The following is a 16,906-nucleotide window of genomic DNA, read 5'->3' as shown; positions in this document are numbered from 1 at the left end:
TTCACCATCTTCTCGCTACCTGGAGGTTGCATGAGCAACGCGCGCCCGCTTTCCGAGCTTTTCCCCCGTCTGGATGAGATTCCCGAAGCCTATCGTCCGGATGCACCGGTTACGCAGCGCGATTATCTGGTCGATGGCGAGCTGATGAACTGGGACGGTCCTTTGGCCGAGGTACGCAGCCCGGTGTTCCTGCGTGAGGCGGACGGCAGCGAGCGCCAGGTAGTCCTGGGCAGTACGCCGCTGCTGGATGCCGACGCCGCGCTGCGTGCGCTGGACGCCGCTGTCGCCGCCTATGACTACGGTCGCGGTGCCTGGCCGACCATGCGCGTGGCCGAGCGCATTGCCCATGTCGAGAGCTTTCTGGCGCGCATGCGCGAACAGCGCGACGCGGTGGTCAAGCTGCTGATGTGGGAGATCGGCAAGAACCTCAAGGACTCCGAGAAGGAGTTCGATCGCACCTGCGATTACATCGTCGACACCATTCACGCACTGAAGGAGCTGGACCGTAGCTCCAGCCGCTTCGAACTGGAGCAGGGTACGTTGGGGCAGATCCGTCGGGTGCCGATGGGCGTGGCGCTGTGCATGGGGCCGTACAACTATCCACTCAACGAAACCTTCACCACGCTGATCCCGGCGCTGATCATGGGCAACACGGTGGTGTTCAAACCGGCCAAGTTCGGCGTGCTGTTGGTACATCCGCTGCTCGAAGCCTTCCGCGACAGCTTCCCGGCCGGCGTCATCAACGTCATCTACGGCCGTGGTCGCGAGACGGTCAGCGCACTGATGGCCAGCGGCAAGATCGACGTGTTCGCCTTTATCGGCACGCACAAGGGCGCCGCCGATCTGAAGAAACTTCACCCGCGCCCGCACCGCCTGCGCGCCGCGCTGGGGCTGGACGCGAAGAATCCGGGCATCGTCCTGCCGCAGGTCGATCTGGACAATGCGGTGGAAGAGGCGGTGACCGGCGCGCTGTCGTTCAATGGCCAGCGCTGCACTGCGCTGAAGATTCTCTTCGTGCATGAGGCGGTGCTCGATGGCTTCCTCGAACGCCTTGCTGCGCGGGTCAACGCCCTCAAGCCGGGCATGCCCTGGGAGCCGGGCGTGGCGCTGACGCCGCTGCCGGAGCCGGGCAAGACCGATTACCTGCATGCGGTGCTGGAAGACGCCGTGGCCAAGGGCGCGCGGGTGATCAACGCCGGCGGTGGCGAGTCGCACCAGACCTTCTTCCAGCCGGCCGTGCTGAGCCCGGTGGATTCGTCCATGCGTGTCTACCACGAAGAGCAGTTCGGTCCGCTGGTGCCGGTGGTGCCGTATCGCGAGCTGCAGGAGGTGATCGACTACGTCACCGCCTCCGACTACGGCCAGCAGCTGTCGATCTTCGGCAACGACCCGGCGCAGGTCGGCGAGCTGGTCGATGCTTTCGTCAACCAGGTCGGCCGCATCAACATCAACGCCCAGTGCCAGCGCGGACCGGACAGCTATCCGTTCAATGGTCGCAAGAATTCCGCCGAAGGCACGCTGTCGGTACATGACGCCCTGCGCGTGTTCTCCATCCGCACTCTGGTGGCGACCCGCTTCAACGAGGCCAACAAGCAACTGGTCGACCAGATCATTCGTGACCGCCAGTCGAGCTTCCTGACCACCGATTACATCTTCTGACGGAGCCGTGCCATGGCGTCGCCCGTGCTCGCCCAGCCGCTGTTGCTGGGCATGATGCGCCTGCTGGAATACCCCGAGCTGGGTGAACCCCAGGCACTGCTGGCGTTCATCGAACGCTGTGTCGAGCGCGGGCTGAACGGTTTCGACCATGCCGATCTCTATGCTGGCGGGCGCTGCGAGGCGCACTTCGGCGCGGCGCTGCGCCTGGCGCCGGCGCTGCGCCAGCGTCTGCAGATCATCGGCAAGGTCGATATCGTGCCGGCGGAGCAGGATTGCTCGCGCTGGCAGGTCAAGCACTACGACACCAGTGCCCGTTATCTGCGCGAGGCGGTGGACGGCAGCCTGGCGCGTCTGGGTGTCGAGCGGCTCGACGGTTTTCTGCTGCACCGGCCGGACCCGCTGTTGCAGGTCGACGAGGTGGCGGACACGCTGAACGACCTGATCGCCAGCGGCAAGGTCGGCTGGGTAGGGCTGTCAAACGCCGAGGTGTTGCATTGCCAGGCATTGGCGCAACGCGTGCCGCTGCGCTGCAACCAGATCGAGCTCTCGCTGCAGGCCCAGCACTGGGTATGGGATGGCAGCCTGCATGCGCTGCAGGCTGCCGGCCTGCAGGTACTGGCCTGGTCGCCCATGGGCGGAGGACGCTTCGGTGAGCGCTTGTGCAGCGCACTCAGTGAGGTCGCCGCCGAGCTGGGCGCAACGGCCAATCAGGTGGCGCTGGCCTGGCTTCGGGAATTGCCCGGCCGCCCGTTGCCGATCCTCGGCAGCCTGCGCTGGGGACGGATCGAGGAGGCGCTGCTGGGCGCTGAATTAGCGCTGGACCGCCCCGCCTGGTTCTACCTGAGCGAAGCGGCCCGCGGGCATGAGGTGGCGTAGGCAGGGGCTCATCTGTCCGCTATCCAAGGTGGAAAATGCTTCGCAGTTTTCCACCCTACGGGGTGGTTCGTAGGGTGGATGACGCTTCACCCATCCACCGCGTGGCATTCGCGATGGGACCGCATCGGCTACATCTTTGATGACCATACCCACGCTCCGGCGCGGACACGGGAGCTGCTGATGGTTCCACGCTGGAGCATGGGACCAACATCGATCTCCGTTCAGCAATCAGTAAACCTGCGATCGACGGGCGCTGCGAGTGGTCCAAAACAGTGCGCCGCTGTGCTAGGGTCGCGTCCGCCGCGGGACGACCCGCTGGCATGTCGACTCGTGCGGGGACGACCCTGCAGTTGATGGAGTCATCGTCATGCATTCGGCCTGGATCATGCTGATCGTAGCCGGCCTTCTGGAAGTGGGTTGGGCCATTGGCCTCAAGGCTTCCGAAGGCTTCACCCGCCCGCTACCCAGTGTGCTCACCATAGCGGCCATGGCTGGCAGCTTTTTCCTGCTCGCGCGTGCCATGCAGGTTCTGCCGGTGGGCACCGCCTACGGCATCTGGGTCGGTATCGGCGCATTGGGTACCGTGCTGCTGGGCATTCTCATCTTCGGCGAAAGCGCCTCGCCCGCGCGGCTGGTGAGCGTGCTGCTGTTGCTGGCTGGGCTGGTTGGTCTGAAGCTGAGCGCCTGAGGAGTCTCTGCGGCGCTCACTCCCGAACGTGTGCCCGTCAGTCCTGCAGCTTCAGATGCGATATATCCGGCACCACGGCGGTGGTGTCGCGCGGCTTTTCGCCCATGTCGCTGCCCACCGGGGCAAGGCTGAACTGAGAAAGGTCCACGCGCGGCGCCTCTGGCTCGGGCCGGACGTCCTGCAGGTCGACGCCGATCGGCGCAATACCGAAGTCCGGTGCCTCGACGTCGGCGAAGGCTGCCATGTATTCGTCACGCGGCGTCACCTTGAGTGTGGCCGGGGCGTCGCTCGTTTTTCCTGCGCTGCTCTCGGTGCTGGCCGTGCTGGTCGCCGTCGATGCCGGAGGCGGCGCCAGTTCGATTTCCTCCACATCGACGGGCAGCGGTTTGAGTTCTACCTGCGCGCCGGCACGCTCCATCGCCTGGCGATATTTTTCGGCCGCGGCGAAGTCCAGATTCTGCTTGATCACGATGCGCCGGCCGGAGAACAGCAGCGCGATACGCTGGGCGTCGGCCTGGAACAGCTTGGTCAGGTTGGCCTCGACCTGCTCGAGCTTGGCGCCCGGGAGCAGTTGGCCGGAAAAGGCGATCTCGTAGAGACTCATGGTGCGGTTCCTTTTGTAACCGATGCCAGTGATCGTGGAGGCGGCGGGGCGCCTCGGGACGGAAACGTAAGCGAGGTGGCGATGATCTGGCAAAGCGCAAACTGCTGCACTCGCCGGTGTCACAAGTTTGCATGCCGCCATAGCGTCAGGGTAGCGGTGCGAACAGGGCGTCGATGTCGCGTTCGCCAAGCTGCAAGCTGCCGTCGACTGCACCTTCGAGCACACCGGCCGCGAGTTCGGCCTTGCGCGCCTGCAACTCGCGGATGCGCTCCTCGACGGTGCCGCGGCTAATAAGACGATAGACGAAGACCGGCTTGTCCTGGCCGATGCGATAGGCGCGGTCGGTCGCCTGGTTCTCCGCAGCGGGATTCCACCAGGGATCGTAGTGGATCACCGTATCCGCCGCCGTCAGATTGAGCCCGGTGCCACCGGCCTTCAGGCTGATCAGGAACAGCGGCACTTCGCCGGCCTGGAAGCGCTCGACCGGCGTGCGTCGATCATCGGTCTCACCCGTCAGCTTGACGTACTCGATGCCGCGCTTGTGCAGCGCCTGCTCGATCAACGCCAGCATCGAGGTGAACTGGGAAAACAGCAGCACCCGTCGGCCTTCGCTCATCAGCTCGTCGAGCATCTCCAGCAGGCTGTCGAGCTTGCCGGAGCTGCTGCCGCGTGCGGCTCGTGCCGACTCACCCTTCAGCAGGCGCAGGTCGCAGCAGACCTGACGCAGCTTGAGCAGCGCCTCAAGGATGACCATCTGGCTGCGCGCGAGTCCCTTGCGCTCGATCTCGTCGCGCACCTTGCGATCCATTGCCAGCCGCAAGGTCTCGTAGACCTCGCGCTGGACGTCATTCAGTTCGACCCAGTGGACGAACTCGTTCTTGGCCGGCAGCTCAGTGGCTACCTGTTCCTTGGTGCGCCGCAGCAGGAACGGCCGAATGCGAGCGCGCAGATGCGCCAGTCGTGCATCGTCGCCGTGTTTTTCGATCGGGTTGCGGTACTCCTGGGTGAAGCTTTTGGCGTCTCCAAGCCACCCGGGCATGAGGAAGTGGAATAGCGACCAGAGCTCGCCGAGGTGATTCTCCAGCGGTGTGCCGGTCAGGCACAGGCGCTGTCGGGTCTGCATTTCGCGTACGGCCTGGGCCGCTTTGCCGGACGGATTCTTGATGTGCTGCGCCTCATCGAGAATGAGTAGGTGCAGCGGCTGCTCACGCAGTGCGGCTATGTCGCGCGTCAGCAGCGCATAGCTGGTCAGCAGCAGATCGTGCTCGCCAAGTTCGCCGAAGTGTTTCTGCCGGGTGCTGCCCTTGAGCGTCAATACCCGTAGCTGCGGGGCGAAACGGCTGGCCTCGTCCTGCCAGTTGGGAATCAGGCTGGTCGGCATCACCACCAGCGCCGGACGATCGAGCCGTCCTGCCTGCTTTTCGGCGAGGATGTGGGCGAGGCTCTGCAGTGTCTTGCCCAGCCCCATGTCGTCGCCGAGGATGCCGCCTGCGCCCAGCTCGCGCAGCGTCTGCATCCAGACCAGGCCCTGCTGCTGGTAGGGCCGCAGTTTGCCCGCGAGCCCGGTTGGGGTCGGGCAGGCCTTGATGTCAGGGTTGCGCAGGCGGCCGGCGAACTCACGCAGTCGTTCACCGCCTTTCCATTGCGGTGCCAGGCTGTCGAGCCCGGCCAGGCGCGCGCCGTCGGCCTTGCTCATACGCAGCGATGGCCCATCCATCTGCTCGCGCATGTAGAGCTCACCGAGGGTCGCCAGAATCGGCTTGATGCGCCCCAGCGGCAGCGTCACGTGCAGCGCCTGCTTGTCGTGTTGTCCCGGCCGGTCCAGTTGCACGCGCAGCTGCTCCTCATCGCTACGCAGCGCGATGGCGCGAGGGCTGAGCAATTGAGGGTTCTGGCGGATCAGCCGCAACAGGATCGGCAGCATGCCGATACGCTGCCCGTTGACGATGATGCCGAGATCGAGATCGAACCAGTCCTCATCAGCTGACTCGTCAATCTGCGCGTACCAGCTGTCGATGGCGGTCAGGTCGTAGGCGAAGCCGGGATGGATATCGATCTGCCAGCCTTGTCGGCGCAGTTCGGGCAGTTGCTCCTGAACGAACCTGAGCCAGGCATCTTCGCCGGGCAGCTGGAACATCTCCGCCGACTCCTTCGGCAGCGCCAGGCTCTGGCGCAGCGCCGGCCGGAAGCCCAGCTGTTCAAGTTGTCTGCGCAGTGCCTGTTCGGCCTGAGGGTGGCGTGCGATCAGCTGCAGCTCGTTGCCGACCAGATGGCGGACACGTTCGCCGTCGCGTTTGCCATGGATACACGCCTCCCCGTAGAGAAACGACAGGCCGGCGCGATGCTGATGGTCGCTGACCATGCGCTGGTTGCCCGGCTGGTAGTTGATTGCTAGATGACTGCCGAGACTGAGCAGCGGTACGGGCGGCAGGTCGTCGATCAGTCGTTCGTCGCGAGGCGCCAGCGGAGGGCTCATCTGCCAGGCCCTCTGTGTCGGAATGCGGCAAGGCAGGTCAGCCGACTGTGGACCGGATATCGGTGCGAAGTGCTCATAGTGGCTTCATTTCGATCAGCAGCCCGAGGCTGTCATGGTCGATGTAGGTCAGCCGGCCAGGGATCAGGCGAACCCGCTGCGTCAGGCGCTCGCTGGTGAGCAGTTGGCCGTACTCGCCGAAGCGGTTCACCCAGAAGGTCATGTCGGTCTGCATATAGCGCCCGGGTCTGACCCTCAGCAGACCCTGAATCGGGTAGTGCTCGAAATGGCGTTGCCCCTGGTGCAGTGCAATGGTCGGCGCATCTTCGCTGACTGCTTGCTGCCAGGCGCGTTGCATCAGTACCTGGTAGCCCTGGTCCGGCGTAAGCCTGGCGGCGACATGCTCGAGGGCCGGCTGGCGTTCGGCGCGCCTGTCCAGCATCTGCGCACTATCGGCCCAGTCGTAGGGCGCGTGCTGGCTGGCTTCCAGTGGCGGGGCGTGGCGAAACAGGATCAGCTCGACGCGATATAGCGCCTCGGCGTGAGCCTGAGGCGCCAGCAGCGTCAGCAGCAAGACCAGATAGCGAAGTGGCATCTACGATCCTTGCTCATTGGGCGCCAGCCGCTCGAGCAGCGCTTCCAGCGTATTGAAGCGTTCCTCCGGGCGTTCCATCGGCACCTGGAATTTGAACAGCGTGGCGCCTTCGAACTTGTAGCGATTCGGCTGGCTCTGGATCAGCTTGATCAGCACCATCGGGTCGACCGAGGTGTCGGCCGAGAACTCGATGCGCCCACCCTGCGGGCCTGCGTCGATCTTGGTAATGCCGAGCTTTTCCGCCTGCAGCTTGAGCAGTGTCAGGCGCACCAGGTTCTTCGTCGGTTCCGGTAGCAGGCCGAAGCGGTCGATCATCTCCACCTGCAGTTCTTTCAGCCCGTCTTCGTCGGCCGCATTGGCAATGCGCTTGTAGAGGATCAGGCGGGCATGCACATCCGGCAGGTAGTCTTCCGGGATCAGGGCTGCCAGGCGCAGGTTGATTTCCGGCCCGCCGCCGAGCGGCTGCTCCAGATTCGGCTGCTCGCCCTTGCGGATCGCCTTGACCGCGCGCTCGAGCATTTCCATATAAAGGGTGAAGCCAACCGCCTGGATCTGCCCGCTCTGGCCCTCGCCGAGCAGCTCGCCGGCGCCGCGGATTTCCAGGTCGTGGGTGGCGAGGACAAAGCCTGCACCGAGGTCCTGGGCATTGGCGATGGCCTCCAGGCGCTTCTGCGCGTCATCGGTCATTGCCTTGCGGGTCGGGGTCAGCAGATAGGCATAGGCCTGGTGATGGCTGCGGCCTACCCGGCCACGCAGCTGGTGCAGCTGCGCCAGGCCGAACTTGTCGGCGCGTTCGATGATGATGGTGTTGGCGCTGGGCACGTCGATGCCGGTCTCGATGATGGTCGAGGCCACCAGCACGTTGAACCTCTTGTGGTAGAAGTCGCTCATGACCTGTTCAAGGTCACGCTCGCGCATTTGCCCGTGGCCGATCGCGACGCGTGCCTCCGGCACCAGTGCCTGCAGGTCGGCGGCGCATTTCTCGATGGTCTTCACATCGTTGTGCAGGTAATAGACCTGGCCGCCGCGCAACAGCTCGCGCAGCAGCGCCTCCTTGATCACGGTGTTCTGCTGTTCCATGACGAAGGTGCGAACCGACAGCCGGCGCGCCGGCGGCGTGGCGATGATCGACAGGTCGCGCATGCCGGCGATGGACATGTTCAGCGTGCGTGGAATCGGCGTGGCGGTCAGCGTGAGAATGTCCACCTCGCTGCGCAGCGCCTTGAGCTGTTCCTTCTGGCGTACGCCGAAGCGGTGCTCCTCATCGATGATGACCAGGCCCAGGTTGCTGAACTTGACGTCATCCTGCAGCAGCTTGTGGGTGCCGATGAGAATGTCAATCTTGCCCTCGGCAAGCTCGGCGATAGCGTTCTGCACTTCCTTGGCGGACTTGAAGCGGCTCATCACCTCGACCCGCACCGGCCAGTCGGCGAAGCGGTCGCGGAAGCTGTTGTAGTGCTGCTGAGCGAGCAGGGTGGTCGGCACCAGTACGCCAACCTGCCGGCCGCCATGGACGGCGATGAAGGCGGCGCGCATGGCCACCTCGGTCTTGCCAAAGCCGACGTCACCACAGACCAGTCGATCCATCGGCTTGGCCGACAGCAGGTCCTCGCGTACCGCGTCGATGGCGGCCTGCTGATCGGGCGTTTCTTCGAACGGAAAGCCTGCGGCGAACGTTTCGTAGTCGACCTGCGGGTCCTTGAAGGCATAACCCTCGCGTGCGGCGCGGCGGGCGTAAATATCCAGCAGCTCGGCCGCGACATCGCGGACCTGCTCGGCCGCCTTACGCTTGGCTTTCTGCCAGGTCTCCGAGCCGAGCCGGTGCAGTGGCGCGAGCGCGTCGTCGCTGCCTGTATAGCGGGCGATCAGGTGCAGGCTGGCGACCGGTACGTAGAGCTTGGCGTCCTCGGCGTACTGCAGCAGCAGGAATTCCTGCGCCTGGCCTTCGATCTCCAGAGTGACCAGGCCCTGGTAGCGACCGACACCGTGATCGATGTGCACCACCGGCGAGCCTTCGCGCAGCTCTGTGAGGTTCTTGATGACGTTCTCGCCGCCGTCGCGGCTCTTCTCGCGTCGCCGGCGCTGCATGACGCGCTGACCGAACAGCGGGCTTTCCGCGACCAGTGCGACGTCGTCCAGTTGCAGGCCTTCGTCGAGCGGGGCGATGGTGATCGCCAGACGCTCCTGGCTGGCGAGGAATTCCTCCCAGCCTTCGACTTCTTGCGGGCGCAGCTTCAGACGGGCGAGCAGCTCCAGCAATACTTCGCGGCGGCCGGCTGATTCGGCAGTAAACAGCACACGCCCGGCATATTCGTCGAGGAAGCGTCGCAGCTTGCCCAGCGGTTCGCTCGCCTTGGCCTCGATTGCCAGTTCCGGCAGGGCCTGCGCGGTGAAGCGTTCGCGGCCGATGCCAGGCTCGACATCCTGTTGGCTGGCGACCACACGCGGCCAGAGCTTGAGCCGAGCGAAGCAGTCTTCCACCGGCATGAACAGTTCGGCCGGCGGCAGCAGCGGTCGCTCGGGGTCGACGCGGCGTTCTTCGTAGCGATTGCGAACGTCGCTCCAGAACTGCTCGGCGGCCTGCTCGATGCCGGGCAGGGAGAACACCTGGCTGTCTTCGGGCAGGTAATCGAACAACGTCGCGGTTTCTTCATAGAACAGCGGCAGGTAGTACTCGATGCCCGCCGGGGTGATACCGGTGGAGAGATCCTGGTAGATCGGGCAGCGGCGGAAGTCGACGTCGAAACGCTCGCGAAAACGCGCGCGGAAGCCGGTGACTGCCTCCTTCTTCAGGGGGAACTCGCGTGCTGGCAACAGGCGGATCGACTCGACCTTGTCGATCGAGCGCTGGTTCTCCGGATCGAAGGTGCGCAGCGTCTCTATCTCGTCATCGAACAGGTCGATGCGGTAGGGCAGGGGGCTGCCCATGGGGAACAGGTCGATCAACGCGCCGCGCACGGCGAACTCGCCGTGCTCGTACACGGTATCCACGCAGCGATAGCCGGCTGCTTCCAGGCGCAGGCGCATCTGCTCCACATCCAGCTTCTGCCCGACGTCCAGCACCAGGCTCGAACCCAGCAGGAAGCGCTTTGGCGCCAGCCTGTGTAGGGCGGTGGTGATAGGCACTACCAGCACGCCGTGGCTCAGCTCCGGTAGCTGGTAGAGGGCGGCAATGCGCTGGGAGACGATGTCCTGGTGCGGCGAGAAGATGTCGTAGGGCAGCGTTTCCCAGTCAGGAAAATGCAATACCGCCAGCTGTGGCGCGAAGAAGGCGAGTTCTTCCTGCAGGCGCTCGGCGCTTTGGCTGTCGGCAGTGAGCAGGAGCGTGAAGCGTTTGGCGTTGCTGGCTGCTTCGGCAATCGCCAGGCTTAGCGCAGCTCCTGGAAGATTGCCCCAATGTTGCTTGCCGCTGGCGGCAGGCAGAGGGGGAAGGCGCAAGACGGACACGAGTGGGCGTGGCTCCGATCAAAAAATAGGCCGCCGGGATTGTAACTATCGAGGCGCTTGGCTGTCAGTGTTTCGTCCGCTGCAGATTGCCGGCGCTAGGGTGCGCCGTCATAATGTAGCCCCTTTTCTCAGCCCCTACATGTTGGAAGGAACTGCCCGTGACTCAGAAGCCCGACCAGTGTCTTGGTGAATGGATTGACCGCGAAGCGCTCGCCGAAGCGATGATTCCGCTGATTGGTCAGCTGTATCGCAACAACAACGTGGTGACTTCGATCTACGGCCGTGGCCTGATCAATCGTTCGGTGATCGCCATCCTCAAGGCACACCGTTTCGCCCGTCACCGCATCGCCGACGAAACCGAGCTGTCGGTGCACGACACCTTCCAGATCCTCAAGACGATGAGCGAAATGAACCTGGGCGCCGCTTCGGTGGACCTGGGCAAGCTGGTCGCCAAGTACAAGGAAGCGGGCAACGGTCGCAATCTCGAGCAGTTCGTCCGTGAAGAGCTGGCTGAGGTGGCCGACAAGCGTCACGCCGCAGCTGGTCACAAAGGCACTGACGTGGTTCTCTACGGTTTCGGCCGTATCGGCCGTCTGCTGGCGCGTATCCTGATCGAGAAAACCGGTGGTGGCGACGGCCTGCGCCTGCGCGCCATCGTCGTGCGCAAGGGCGCGGACAACGATCTGGTCAAGCGTGCCAGCCTGCTGCGTCGCGACTCGGTGCATGGTCCTTTCGATGGCACCATCACCATCGACGAAGAGAACAGCACCATCACCGCCAACGGCAACCTGATTCAGGTGATCTACTCCAACGATCCGTCCTCGGTGGATTACACCCAGTACGGCATCGAGAACGCGCTGCTGGTCGACAACACTGGCAAGTGGCGTGACGCCGAAGGCCTGGGTCAGCACCTCAAGTGCCCGGGTGTTGCTCGCGTCGTATTGACCGCGCCGGGCAAGGGTGAGCTGAAGAACATCGTGCATGGCATCAACCATGGCGACATCACCGCCGATGACAAGATCATCTCCGCCGCATCCTGCACCACCAACGCCATCGTGCCGGTGCTCAAGGCGGTGAACGATCAGTACGGCATCGTCAACGGTCACGTGGAAACGGTGCATTCGTACACCAACGACCAGAACCTGATCGACAACTTCCACAAGGGCAGTCGTCGTGGTCGCAGCGCTGCGCTGAACATGGTGATCACCGAAACGGGTGCCGCCACCGCTGCAGCCAAGGCGCTGCCGGTGCTCAAAGGCAAGCTGACTGGCAACGCGATCCGCGTCCCGACGCCGAACGTGTCCATGGCAATTCTCAACCTGAACCTGGAGAAGGCCACCAGTCGCGAAGAGATCAACGAGTACCTGCGCCAGATGGCCATGCACTCGGATCTGCAGAAACAGATCGACTTCGTCAACTCGCAGGAAGTTGTATCCACTGATTTCGTCGGATCGCGCCATGCCGGCGTGGTGGATGCCGAAGCGACCATTTGCAACGACAACCGTGTCGTGCTTTACGTCTGGTACGACAACGAGTTCGGCTACAGCTGTCAGGTCGTGCGGGTGATGGAAGACATGGCAGGGGTTAACCCGCCAGCCTTCCCGCGCTAAACGCTGCGGACGGTGAAATCGAAACGGGAGCCGAGGCTCCCGTTTCGCGTTTCTGGGCGGTAAGTAATAGCGCGAGCTGCCGGGGTTGAGCGGCCGAGCGGTCGGCTCGATTTCGTGCACCGCTAATTTTGCTTCTCTTGTTTCGAGTCAAAAATCCGCAATGCTTGGGTGGTCAGTCAAGGTCCGCGACCTCTATAATCGGGCGGATTTTTTACCTGGGTCCGCGACATGGTGTCGCGTCAGTAACGTATTGGCGCGCGCGGCGCAATCCTACTTTGCGCCATGCCGCTGGGCCTGCAAAAAAAGCTTTCTAAAATCAGTGGTTAGGCAAACCGATGATCAATATAAAACGAGGGCTTGATTTGCCCATAGCCGGTGCGCCGGCGCAGCGTATCGAGGCCGGCAGGCCCGTGCGCAGCGTCGCCGTCGTCGGCTTCGACTATCCGACCATGAAGCCAACCATGGCTGTTCAGGTCGGTGATCGGGTTAAGCTGGGGCAGATCCTTTTTTCCGACAAGAAGTCCGAAGGCGTGCATTACACCGCGCCCGGCGCCGGTGTCGTCAGTGCAGTTCACCGCGGCGAAAAGCGCGTGCTGCAATCGGTGGTCATCGACCTCGAGGGCGATGAAGAGGTCACCTTCACGAGCTATTCGCCAGCCCAGCTGGATGGTCTGAGCGGCGAACAGGTGCGTGAAAACCTGCAGCAGTCAGGCCTGTGGACCGCGCTGCGCACGCGGCCGTTCAGCAAGGTGCCGGCCGTCGATGCCACGCCTGCCTCGATTTTCGTGACCGCGATCGACACGCATCCGCTGGCAGCCGATCCGGCGATCATCATCGCTGAACAGCCTGAAGCCTTTGAAGCCGGACTCAAGGTCCTGACTAATCTGGCCAAGGTGTTCCTGTGCAAGGCGCCAAATGCCTCGTTGCCAGGCGAGTCCCTGGCCAAGGTTCAGGTCGAAAGCTTCAACGGTCCGCATCCTGCCGGGCTGGCTGGTACCCACATCCATTTCCTCGACCCGGTAAGCGCCAGCAAAAGCGTCTGGACCATCGGTTATCAGGACGTGATTGCCGTGGGCAAGCTGTTCACCAGTGGGCGTTTGTCGGTGGAGCGCGTTGTCGCCCTGGCCGGCCCGGTGGTCGAGCAGCCACGTCTGGTACGTGCCCGTCTCGGTGCCAACCTCGACGAACTGACCGCCGGTGAGCTGCAACCCGGAGCCAATCGCGTCGTTTCCGGCTCGCTGCTGGGTGGTCGTACCGCCCATGGTGCGTTCGCCTACCTTGGTCGCTACCACCAGCAGGTTTCCTGCCTGCGTGAGGGCAAGGAGCGCGAGATGCTCCATTACATGCGCCCGGGCGTCGACAAGCATTCGATTCTCAATATCTATATCTCCAAGCTGATGGCCGGCAAGAAGTTCGCCTTCTCTACCTCCACCAACGGCAGCCCACGGGCGATGGTGCCGGTAGGTAACTACGAAGAGGTCATGCCGCTGGACGTCCTGCCGACCCAGTTGCTGCGTGCACTGATCGTGGGTGACACCGAAGTGGCGCAGAAACTCGGTTGCCTGGAGCTGGATGAAGAAGATCTGGCGCTGTGCAGCTATGTCTGTGCCGGGAAATACGAATACGGCCCGATCCTGCGGGACAATCTGACCCGCATCGAGAAGGAGGGTTAAGGCATGGGCATTCGCGCATTCCTCGACAAGATCGAGCATCATTTCGAAAAAGGCGGCAAGTACGAGAAGTGGTACGCGCTTTACGAAGCGGCCGACACTTTCCTCTATCGTCCCGGCAGCGTCACCAAGACCACGGCCCACGTACGCGACGGCATCGACCTCAAGCGCATGATGATCACCGTCTGGATGTGTACCTTCCCGGCGATGTTCTTCGGGATGTGGAACACCGGCTACCAAGCCAACCTGATCTTCGCGCAGAGCCCTGATCTGCTCGCAGCTCAGGAAGGCTGGCGCTTCGGTCTGATCGGCGCACTGGCGGGCTTCGATCCGAACAGTCTCTGGGATAACTTCATCCAGGGCGCAGCCTACTTCCTTCCGATCTACGCGGTGACCTTCATCGTCGGTGGGTTCTGGGAAGTGCTGTTCGCTTCGATCCGCAAGCACGAGGTCAACGAGGGCTTCTTCGTTACGTCCGTGCTGTTTGCCCTGATCCTGCCGCCGAGCATTCCGCTGTGGCAGGTCGCGCTGGGTATCAGCTTCGGCGTGGTAATCGGCAAGGAAATCTTCGGTGGGACCGGCAAGAACTTCCTGAACCCGGCGCTTACTGCGCGGGCGTTCCTGTTCTTCGCCTACCCGGCACAGATGTCCGGTGACGGCGTCTGGACTGCGGTCGATGGCTATGCCGGCGCAACTGCGCTGAGCCTCGGCTTCGTCGGCGGTATCGAAAACGTGATCGACAACGGCATCACCTGGATGGACGCCTTCGTCGGTACCATTCATGGCTCGATCGGTGAAACCAGCACGCTGGCAATCTTCATCGGCGGCGTGATCCTGATCGGTAGCAAGATTGCCTCCTGGCGCATCGTTTCCGGTGTGATGCTCGGCATGATCGGTCTGAGCTTCCTGTTCAACCTGATCGGTTCCGACACCAACCCGCTGTTCGCTATGCCCTGGTACTGGCACATGGTCGTCGGTGGCTTCGCCTTCGGCATGATCTTCATGGCGACCGACCCGGTGTCGGCCTCCATGACCAATACCGGCAAGTGGGTGTTCGGCATCCTGATCGGTGTGATGGTCGTGCTGATCCGTGTGGTCAACCCCGCCTTCCCGGAAGGCATGATGCTGGCGATCCTGTTCGCCAACCTGTGTGCGCCGCTGATTGACCATTTCGTCATTCAGGCCAATATCAAGCGGAGGCTGGCACGTAATGTCTAGTCAGAAAGAATCCACCGTTCGCACGCTGACGGTAGCCCTGTTGGTCTGCCTGGTGTGCTCCATCTTCGTGGCTGGCGCCGCCGTGGCGCTTCGCCCGACTCAGCAGGAAAACCGTCTGCTGGACAAGCAGCGCAGCATCCTGGCGATCGCCGGTCTGGGCGAGGCGGGCATGTCCGGTAATCAGGTCAAGCAGTTGTTCAACGAGCGCATCGTCGCCCGTCTGGTCGATCTGGAAACCGGCAAGTTCAGCGATGAATTCGAAGCCAAGACCTTCGATCCGCTCGCCGCTGCCAAGGACCCTGCGCTGTCCCAGGCGCTGCCTGGGGAGCAGGATATTGCCTCGATCAAGCGTCGCGAGCGTTACAGCACCGTTTATATCGTCGAAGGGCAGGGCGAGGGCGAGATCGATACGCTGATCCTGCCGGTTCGTGGCTACGGTCTCTGGTCGACGCTCTATGGCTTCATGGCAGTCGAGGGTGACCTGAATACCGTTGCCGGCTTCGGCTTCTACCAGCACGGTGAAACCCCGGGCCTTGGCGGTGAGGTCGACAATCCGAAGTGGCGCGGCATGTGGCCCGGCAAGGAACTGTACGACGACAACGGCAAACTGGCGGTGCAGATCGTCAAGGGCGGTGTCGACCCTCAGAGCCCGAAAGCCGACCACCAGGTCGATGCCCTGGCCGGTGCGACCCTGACCAGCAACGGTGTCAATTCGCTGTTGCACTTCTGGTTGGGCGAGAACGGCTTCGGTCCATTTATCGCTAATCTGCGCGCTGGGGAGGCTTGATCATGTCGCAACCCACTGTCAAAGAAGTTCTGCTCAATCCGATCTTCAATAACAACCCCATTGGCCTGCAGATTCTCGGAATCTGCTCGGCGCTGGCGGTCACGTCCAACCTGAACACGGCGCTGGTGATGTCAGTGGCGCTGACGCTGGTCACGGCGTTCTCCAACCTGTTCATCTCGATGATCCGCAGTCAGATCCCCAACTCGATCCGCATGATCGTGCAGATGGTGATCATCGCCTCGCTGGTGATCGTGGTTGATCAGATCCTCAAGGCCTATGCCTTCTCGTTGTCCAAGCAGTTGTCGGTGTTCGTCGGTCTGATCATCACCAACTGTATCGTGATGGGGCGTGCGGAAGCCTTCGCCATGCAGAACCCGCCAATGCTGTCGTTCTTCGACGGTATCGGCAACGGTCTGGGCTACAGCGCCATGCTCATTGCGCTCGGCATCGTTCGCGAACTGTTCGGAGCTGGCAAGCTGATGGGTTACACCATTATTCCAGTTGTGAACGACGGTGGTTGGTATCAGCCCAACGGCTTGCTGCTGCTGCCACCTTCGGCGTTCTTCCTGATCGGCCTGTTCATCTGGGGCATTCGCACCTGGAAGAAGGAGCAGGTCGAGAAGCCTGCCTTCAAGATGGCGCCGCAAGTCTCGAACAAGGAGGCTTACTAATGGAGCATTACATCAGCCTGTTCGTCCGTGCGGTGTTCATCGAGAACATGGCGCTGGCGTTCTTCCTCGGCATGTGTACCTTCATCGCGATTTCCAAAAAGGTGGAAACCGCAATCGGCCTGGGTATCGCGGTCATCGTGGTACAGGCCATTACCGTGCCTGCCAACAACCTGATCTACACCTACCTGCTGAAAGCCGGTGCGTTGTCCTGGGCAGGATTGCCAGATGTGGACCTGAGCTTTCTCGGTCTGCTCAGCTATATCGGCGTGATCGCGGCCATTGTGCAAATCTTGGAAATGCTGCTGGATAAGTACGTACCTAGCCTCTACAACGCACTGGGCGTATTCCTGCCGCTGATCACCGTGAACTGCGCCATCATGGGCGGCACTTTGTTCATGGTCGAGCGTGATTACAACCTGGGCGAGAGTGTCGTCTACGGGTTCGGCTCCGGCGCATCCTGGGCGCTGGCCATTGCTTTGCTGGCCGGTATTCGCGAGAAACTGAAATACAGCGATGTTCCGGATGGGTTGCAGGGGTTGGGTATCACCTTCATCACCATCGGACTGATGTCGCTGGGCTTCATGTCTTTCTCTGGCGTACAGCTGTAA

Annotated in this window: 13 protein-coding genes; 9 read left to right on the top strand and 4 right to left on the bottom strand. The window is 62.6% G+C overall.

Features of this window, described 5'->3' with window-relative positions; all coding sequences use genetic code 11:
- The first annotated feature begins 30 nt into the window (after positions 1 to 30).
- The 3 genes from LW136_RS15070 to sugE all read left to right on the top strand — a co-directional run bounded on the left by LW136_RS15070 (position 31) and on the right by sugE (position 3,223).
- On the top strand, positions 31 to 1,659 hold the full coding sequence (locus tag LW136_RS15070; protein ID WP_044316174.1) for an NADP-dependent glyceraldehyde-3-phosphate dehydrogenase: 1,629 nt from the start codon (positions 31 to 33) through the stop codon (positions 1,657 to 1,659).
- Positions 1,660 to 1,671: 12 nt separating this feature from the next.
- Entirely contained in the window at positions 1,672 to 2,535 is an 864-nt protein-coding gene (locus tag LW136_RS15065; protein WP_234173171.1) for an aldo/keto reductase, read from the top strand.
- A 367-nt stretch (positions 2,536 to 2,902) separates the two neighbouring features.
- Positions 2,903 to 3,223, top strand: coding sequence for a quaternary ammonium compound efflux SMR transporter SugE (sugE, locus tag LW136_RS15060; protein WP_014820923.1), 321 nt, complete (start codon positions 2,903 to 2,905; stop codon positions 3,221 to 3,223).
- 37 nt (positions 3,224 to 3,260) lie between these two features.
- Here sugE and LW136_RS15055 read toward each other — a convergent pair whose 3' ends face one another.
- The 4 genes from LW136_RS15055 to mfd form a co-directional block, all read right to left on the bottom strand.
- Positions 3,261 to 3,827: a hypothetical protein gene (locus LW136_RS15055; RefSeq protein ID WP_044316176.1), complete on the bottom strand. Its 567-nt coding sequence runs from the start codon at positions 3,825 to 3,827 to the stop codon at positions 3,261 to 3,263.
- Positions 3,828 to 3,972: 145 nt separating this feature from the next.
- Positions 3,973 to 6,303: a DEAD/DEAH box helicase gene (locus LW136_RS15050; protein ID WP_041014493.1), complete on the bottom strand. Its 2,331-nt coding sequence runs from the start codon at positions 6,301 to 6,303 to the stop codon at positions 3,973 to 3,975.
- A gap of 73 nt (positions 6,304 to 6,376) precedes the next feature.
- Entirely contained in the window at positions 6,377 to 6,895 is a 519-nt protein-coding gene (locus LW136_RS15045) for a CsiV family protein (RefSeq protein ID WP_041014492.1), read from the bottom strand.
- Complete coding sequence (gene mfd, locus LW136_RS15040; protein WP_014820921.1) at positions 6,896 to 10,342, bottom strand: transcription-repair coupling factor; 3,447 nt, start codon at positions 10,340 to 10,342, stop codon at positions 6,896 to 6,898.
- A gap of 158 nt (positions 10,343 to 10,500) precedes the next feature.
- On the opposite strand from mfd, the gene LW136_RS15035 reads away from it, so the two are divergent.
- From LW136_RS15035 to nqrE, 6 genes are all read left to right on the top strand, one after another.
- A complete protein-coding gene (locus tag LW136_RS15035) occupies positions 10,501 to 11,952 on the top strand; it encodes a glyceraldehyde-3-phosphate dehydrogenase (RefSeq protein ID WP_014820920.1) in 1,452 nt (483 codons plus the stop codon).
- Between the two features lie 335 nt (positions 11,953 to 12,287).
- On the top strand, positions 12,288 to 13,625 hold the full coding sequence (locus LW136_RS15030; RefSeq protein ID WP_003299658.1) for a Na(+)-translocating NADH-quinone reductase subunit A: 1,338 nt from the start codon (positions 12,288 to 12,290) through the stop codon (positions 13,623 to 13,625).
- 3 nt (positions 13,626 to 13,628) lie between these two features.
- A complete protein-coding gene (locus LW136_RS15025) occupies positions 13,629 to 14,840 on the top strand; it encodes an NADH:ubiquinone reductase (Na(+)-transporting) subunit B (RefSeq protein ID WP_014820918.1) in 1,212 nt (403 codons plus the stop codon).
- Complete coding sequence (locus LW136_RS15020; RefSeq protein WP_014820917.1) at positions 14,833 to 15,627, top strand: Na(+)-translocating NADH-quinone reductase subunit C; 795 nt, start codon at positions 14,833 to 14,835, stop codon at positions 15,625 to 15,627. Before LW136_RS15025 ends, LW136_RS15020 begins: the two co-directional genes overlap by 8 nt.
- Positions 15,624 to 16,298 (top strand): NADH:ubiquinone reductase (Na(+)-transporting) subunit D, encoded by a 675-nt coding sequence (locus LW136_RS15015; RefSeq protein ID WP_173425604.1) that lies wholly within the window; start codon positions 15,624 to 15,626, stop codon positions 16,296 to 16,298. Before LW136_RS15020 ends, LW136_RS15015 begins: the two co-directional genes overlap by 4 nt.
- Positions 16,298 to 16,906 carry an NADH:ubiquinone reductase (Na(+)-transporting) subunit E gene (nqrE, locus tag LW136_RS15010; RefSeq protein WP_003283709.1) on the top strand — a complete coding sequence of 203 codons (609 nt, stop codon included), beginning with the start codon at positions 16,298 to 16,300 and terminating at the stop codon, positions 16,904 to 16,906. The genes LW136_RS15015 and nqrE overlap by 1 nt, the downstream gene beginning before the upstream one ends.

Source organism: Stutzerimonas kunmingensis (assembly GCF_021432085.1).
GTDB lineage: Bacteria > Pseudomonadota > Gammaproteobacteria > Pseudomonadales > Pseudomonadaceae > Stutzerimonas.
The sequence above is the reverse complement of the archived record's forward strand: the minus strand, read 5'-3'. Positions and strand labels throughout refer to the sequence as shown.

Bases quoted from the DNA above. Each gene is read 5' to 3' on its own strand.
- LW136_RS15050 (WP_041014493.1), bottom strand. From the start codon at position 6,303: ATGAGCCCTCCGCTGGCGCCTCGCGACGAACGACTGATCGACGACCTG.
- LW136_RS15030 (WP_003299658.1), top strand. From the start codon at position 12,288: ATGATCAATATAAAACGAGGGCTTGATTTGCCCATAGCCGGTGCGCCG.
- LW136_RS15020 (WP_014820917.1), top strand. From the start codon at position 14,833: ATGTCTAGTCAGAAAGAATCCACCGTTCGCACGCTGACGGTAGCCCTG.
- LW136_RS15055 (WP_044316176.1), bottom strand. From the start codon at position 3,827: ATGAGTCTCTACGAGATCGCCTTTTCCGGCCAACTGCTCCCGGGCGCC.
- LW136_RS15025 (WP_014820918.1), top strand. From the start codon at position 13,629: ATGGGCATTCGCGCATTCCTCGACAAGATCGAGCATCATTTCGAAAAA.
- nqrE (WP_003283709.1), top strand. From the start codon at position 16,298: ATGGAGCATTACATCAGCCTGTTCGTCCGTGCGGTGTTCATCGAGAAC.
- LW136_RS15045 (WP_041014492.1), bottom strand. From the start codon at position 6,895: ATGCCACTTCGCTATCTGGTCTTGCTGCTGACGCTGCTGGCGCCTCAG.
- sugE (WP_014820923.1), top strand. From the start codon at position 2,903: ATGCATTCGGCCTGGATCATGCTGATCGTAGCCGGCCTTCTGGAAGTG.
- LW136_RS15065 (WP_234173171.1), top strand. From the start codon at position 1,672: ATGGCGTCGCCCGTGCTCGCCCAGCCGCTGTTGCTGGGCATGATGCGC.
- LW136_RS15070 (WP_044316174.1), top strand. From the start codon at position 31: ATGAGCAACGCGCGCCCGCTTTCCGAGCTTTTCCCCCGTCTGGATGAG.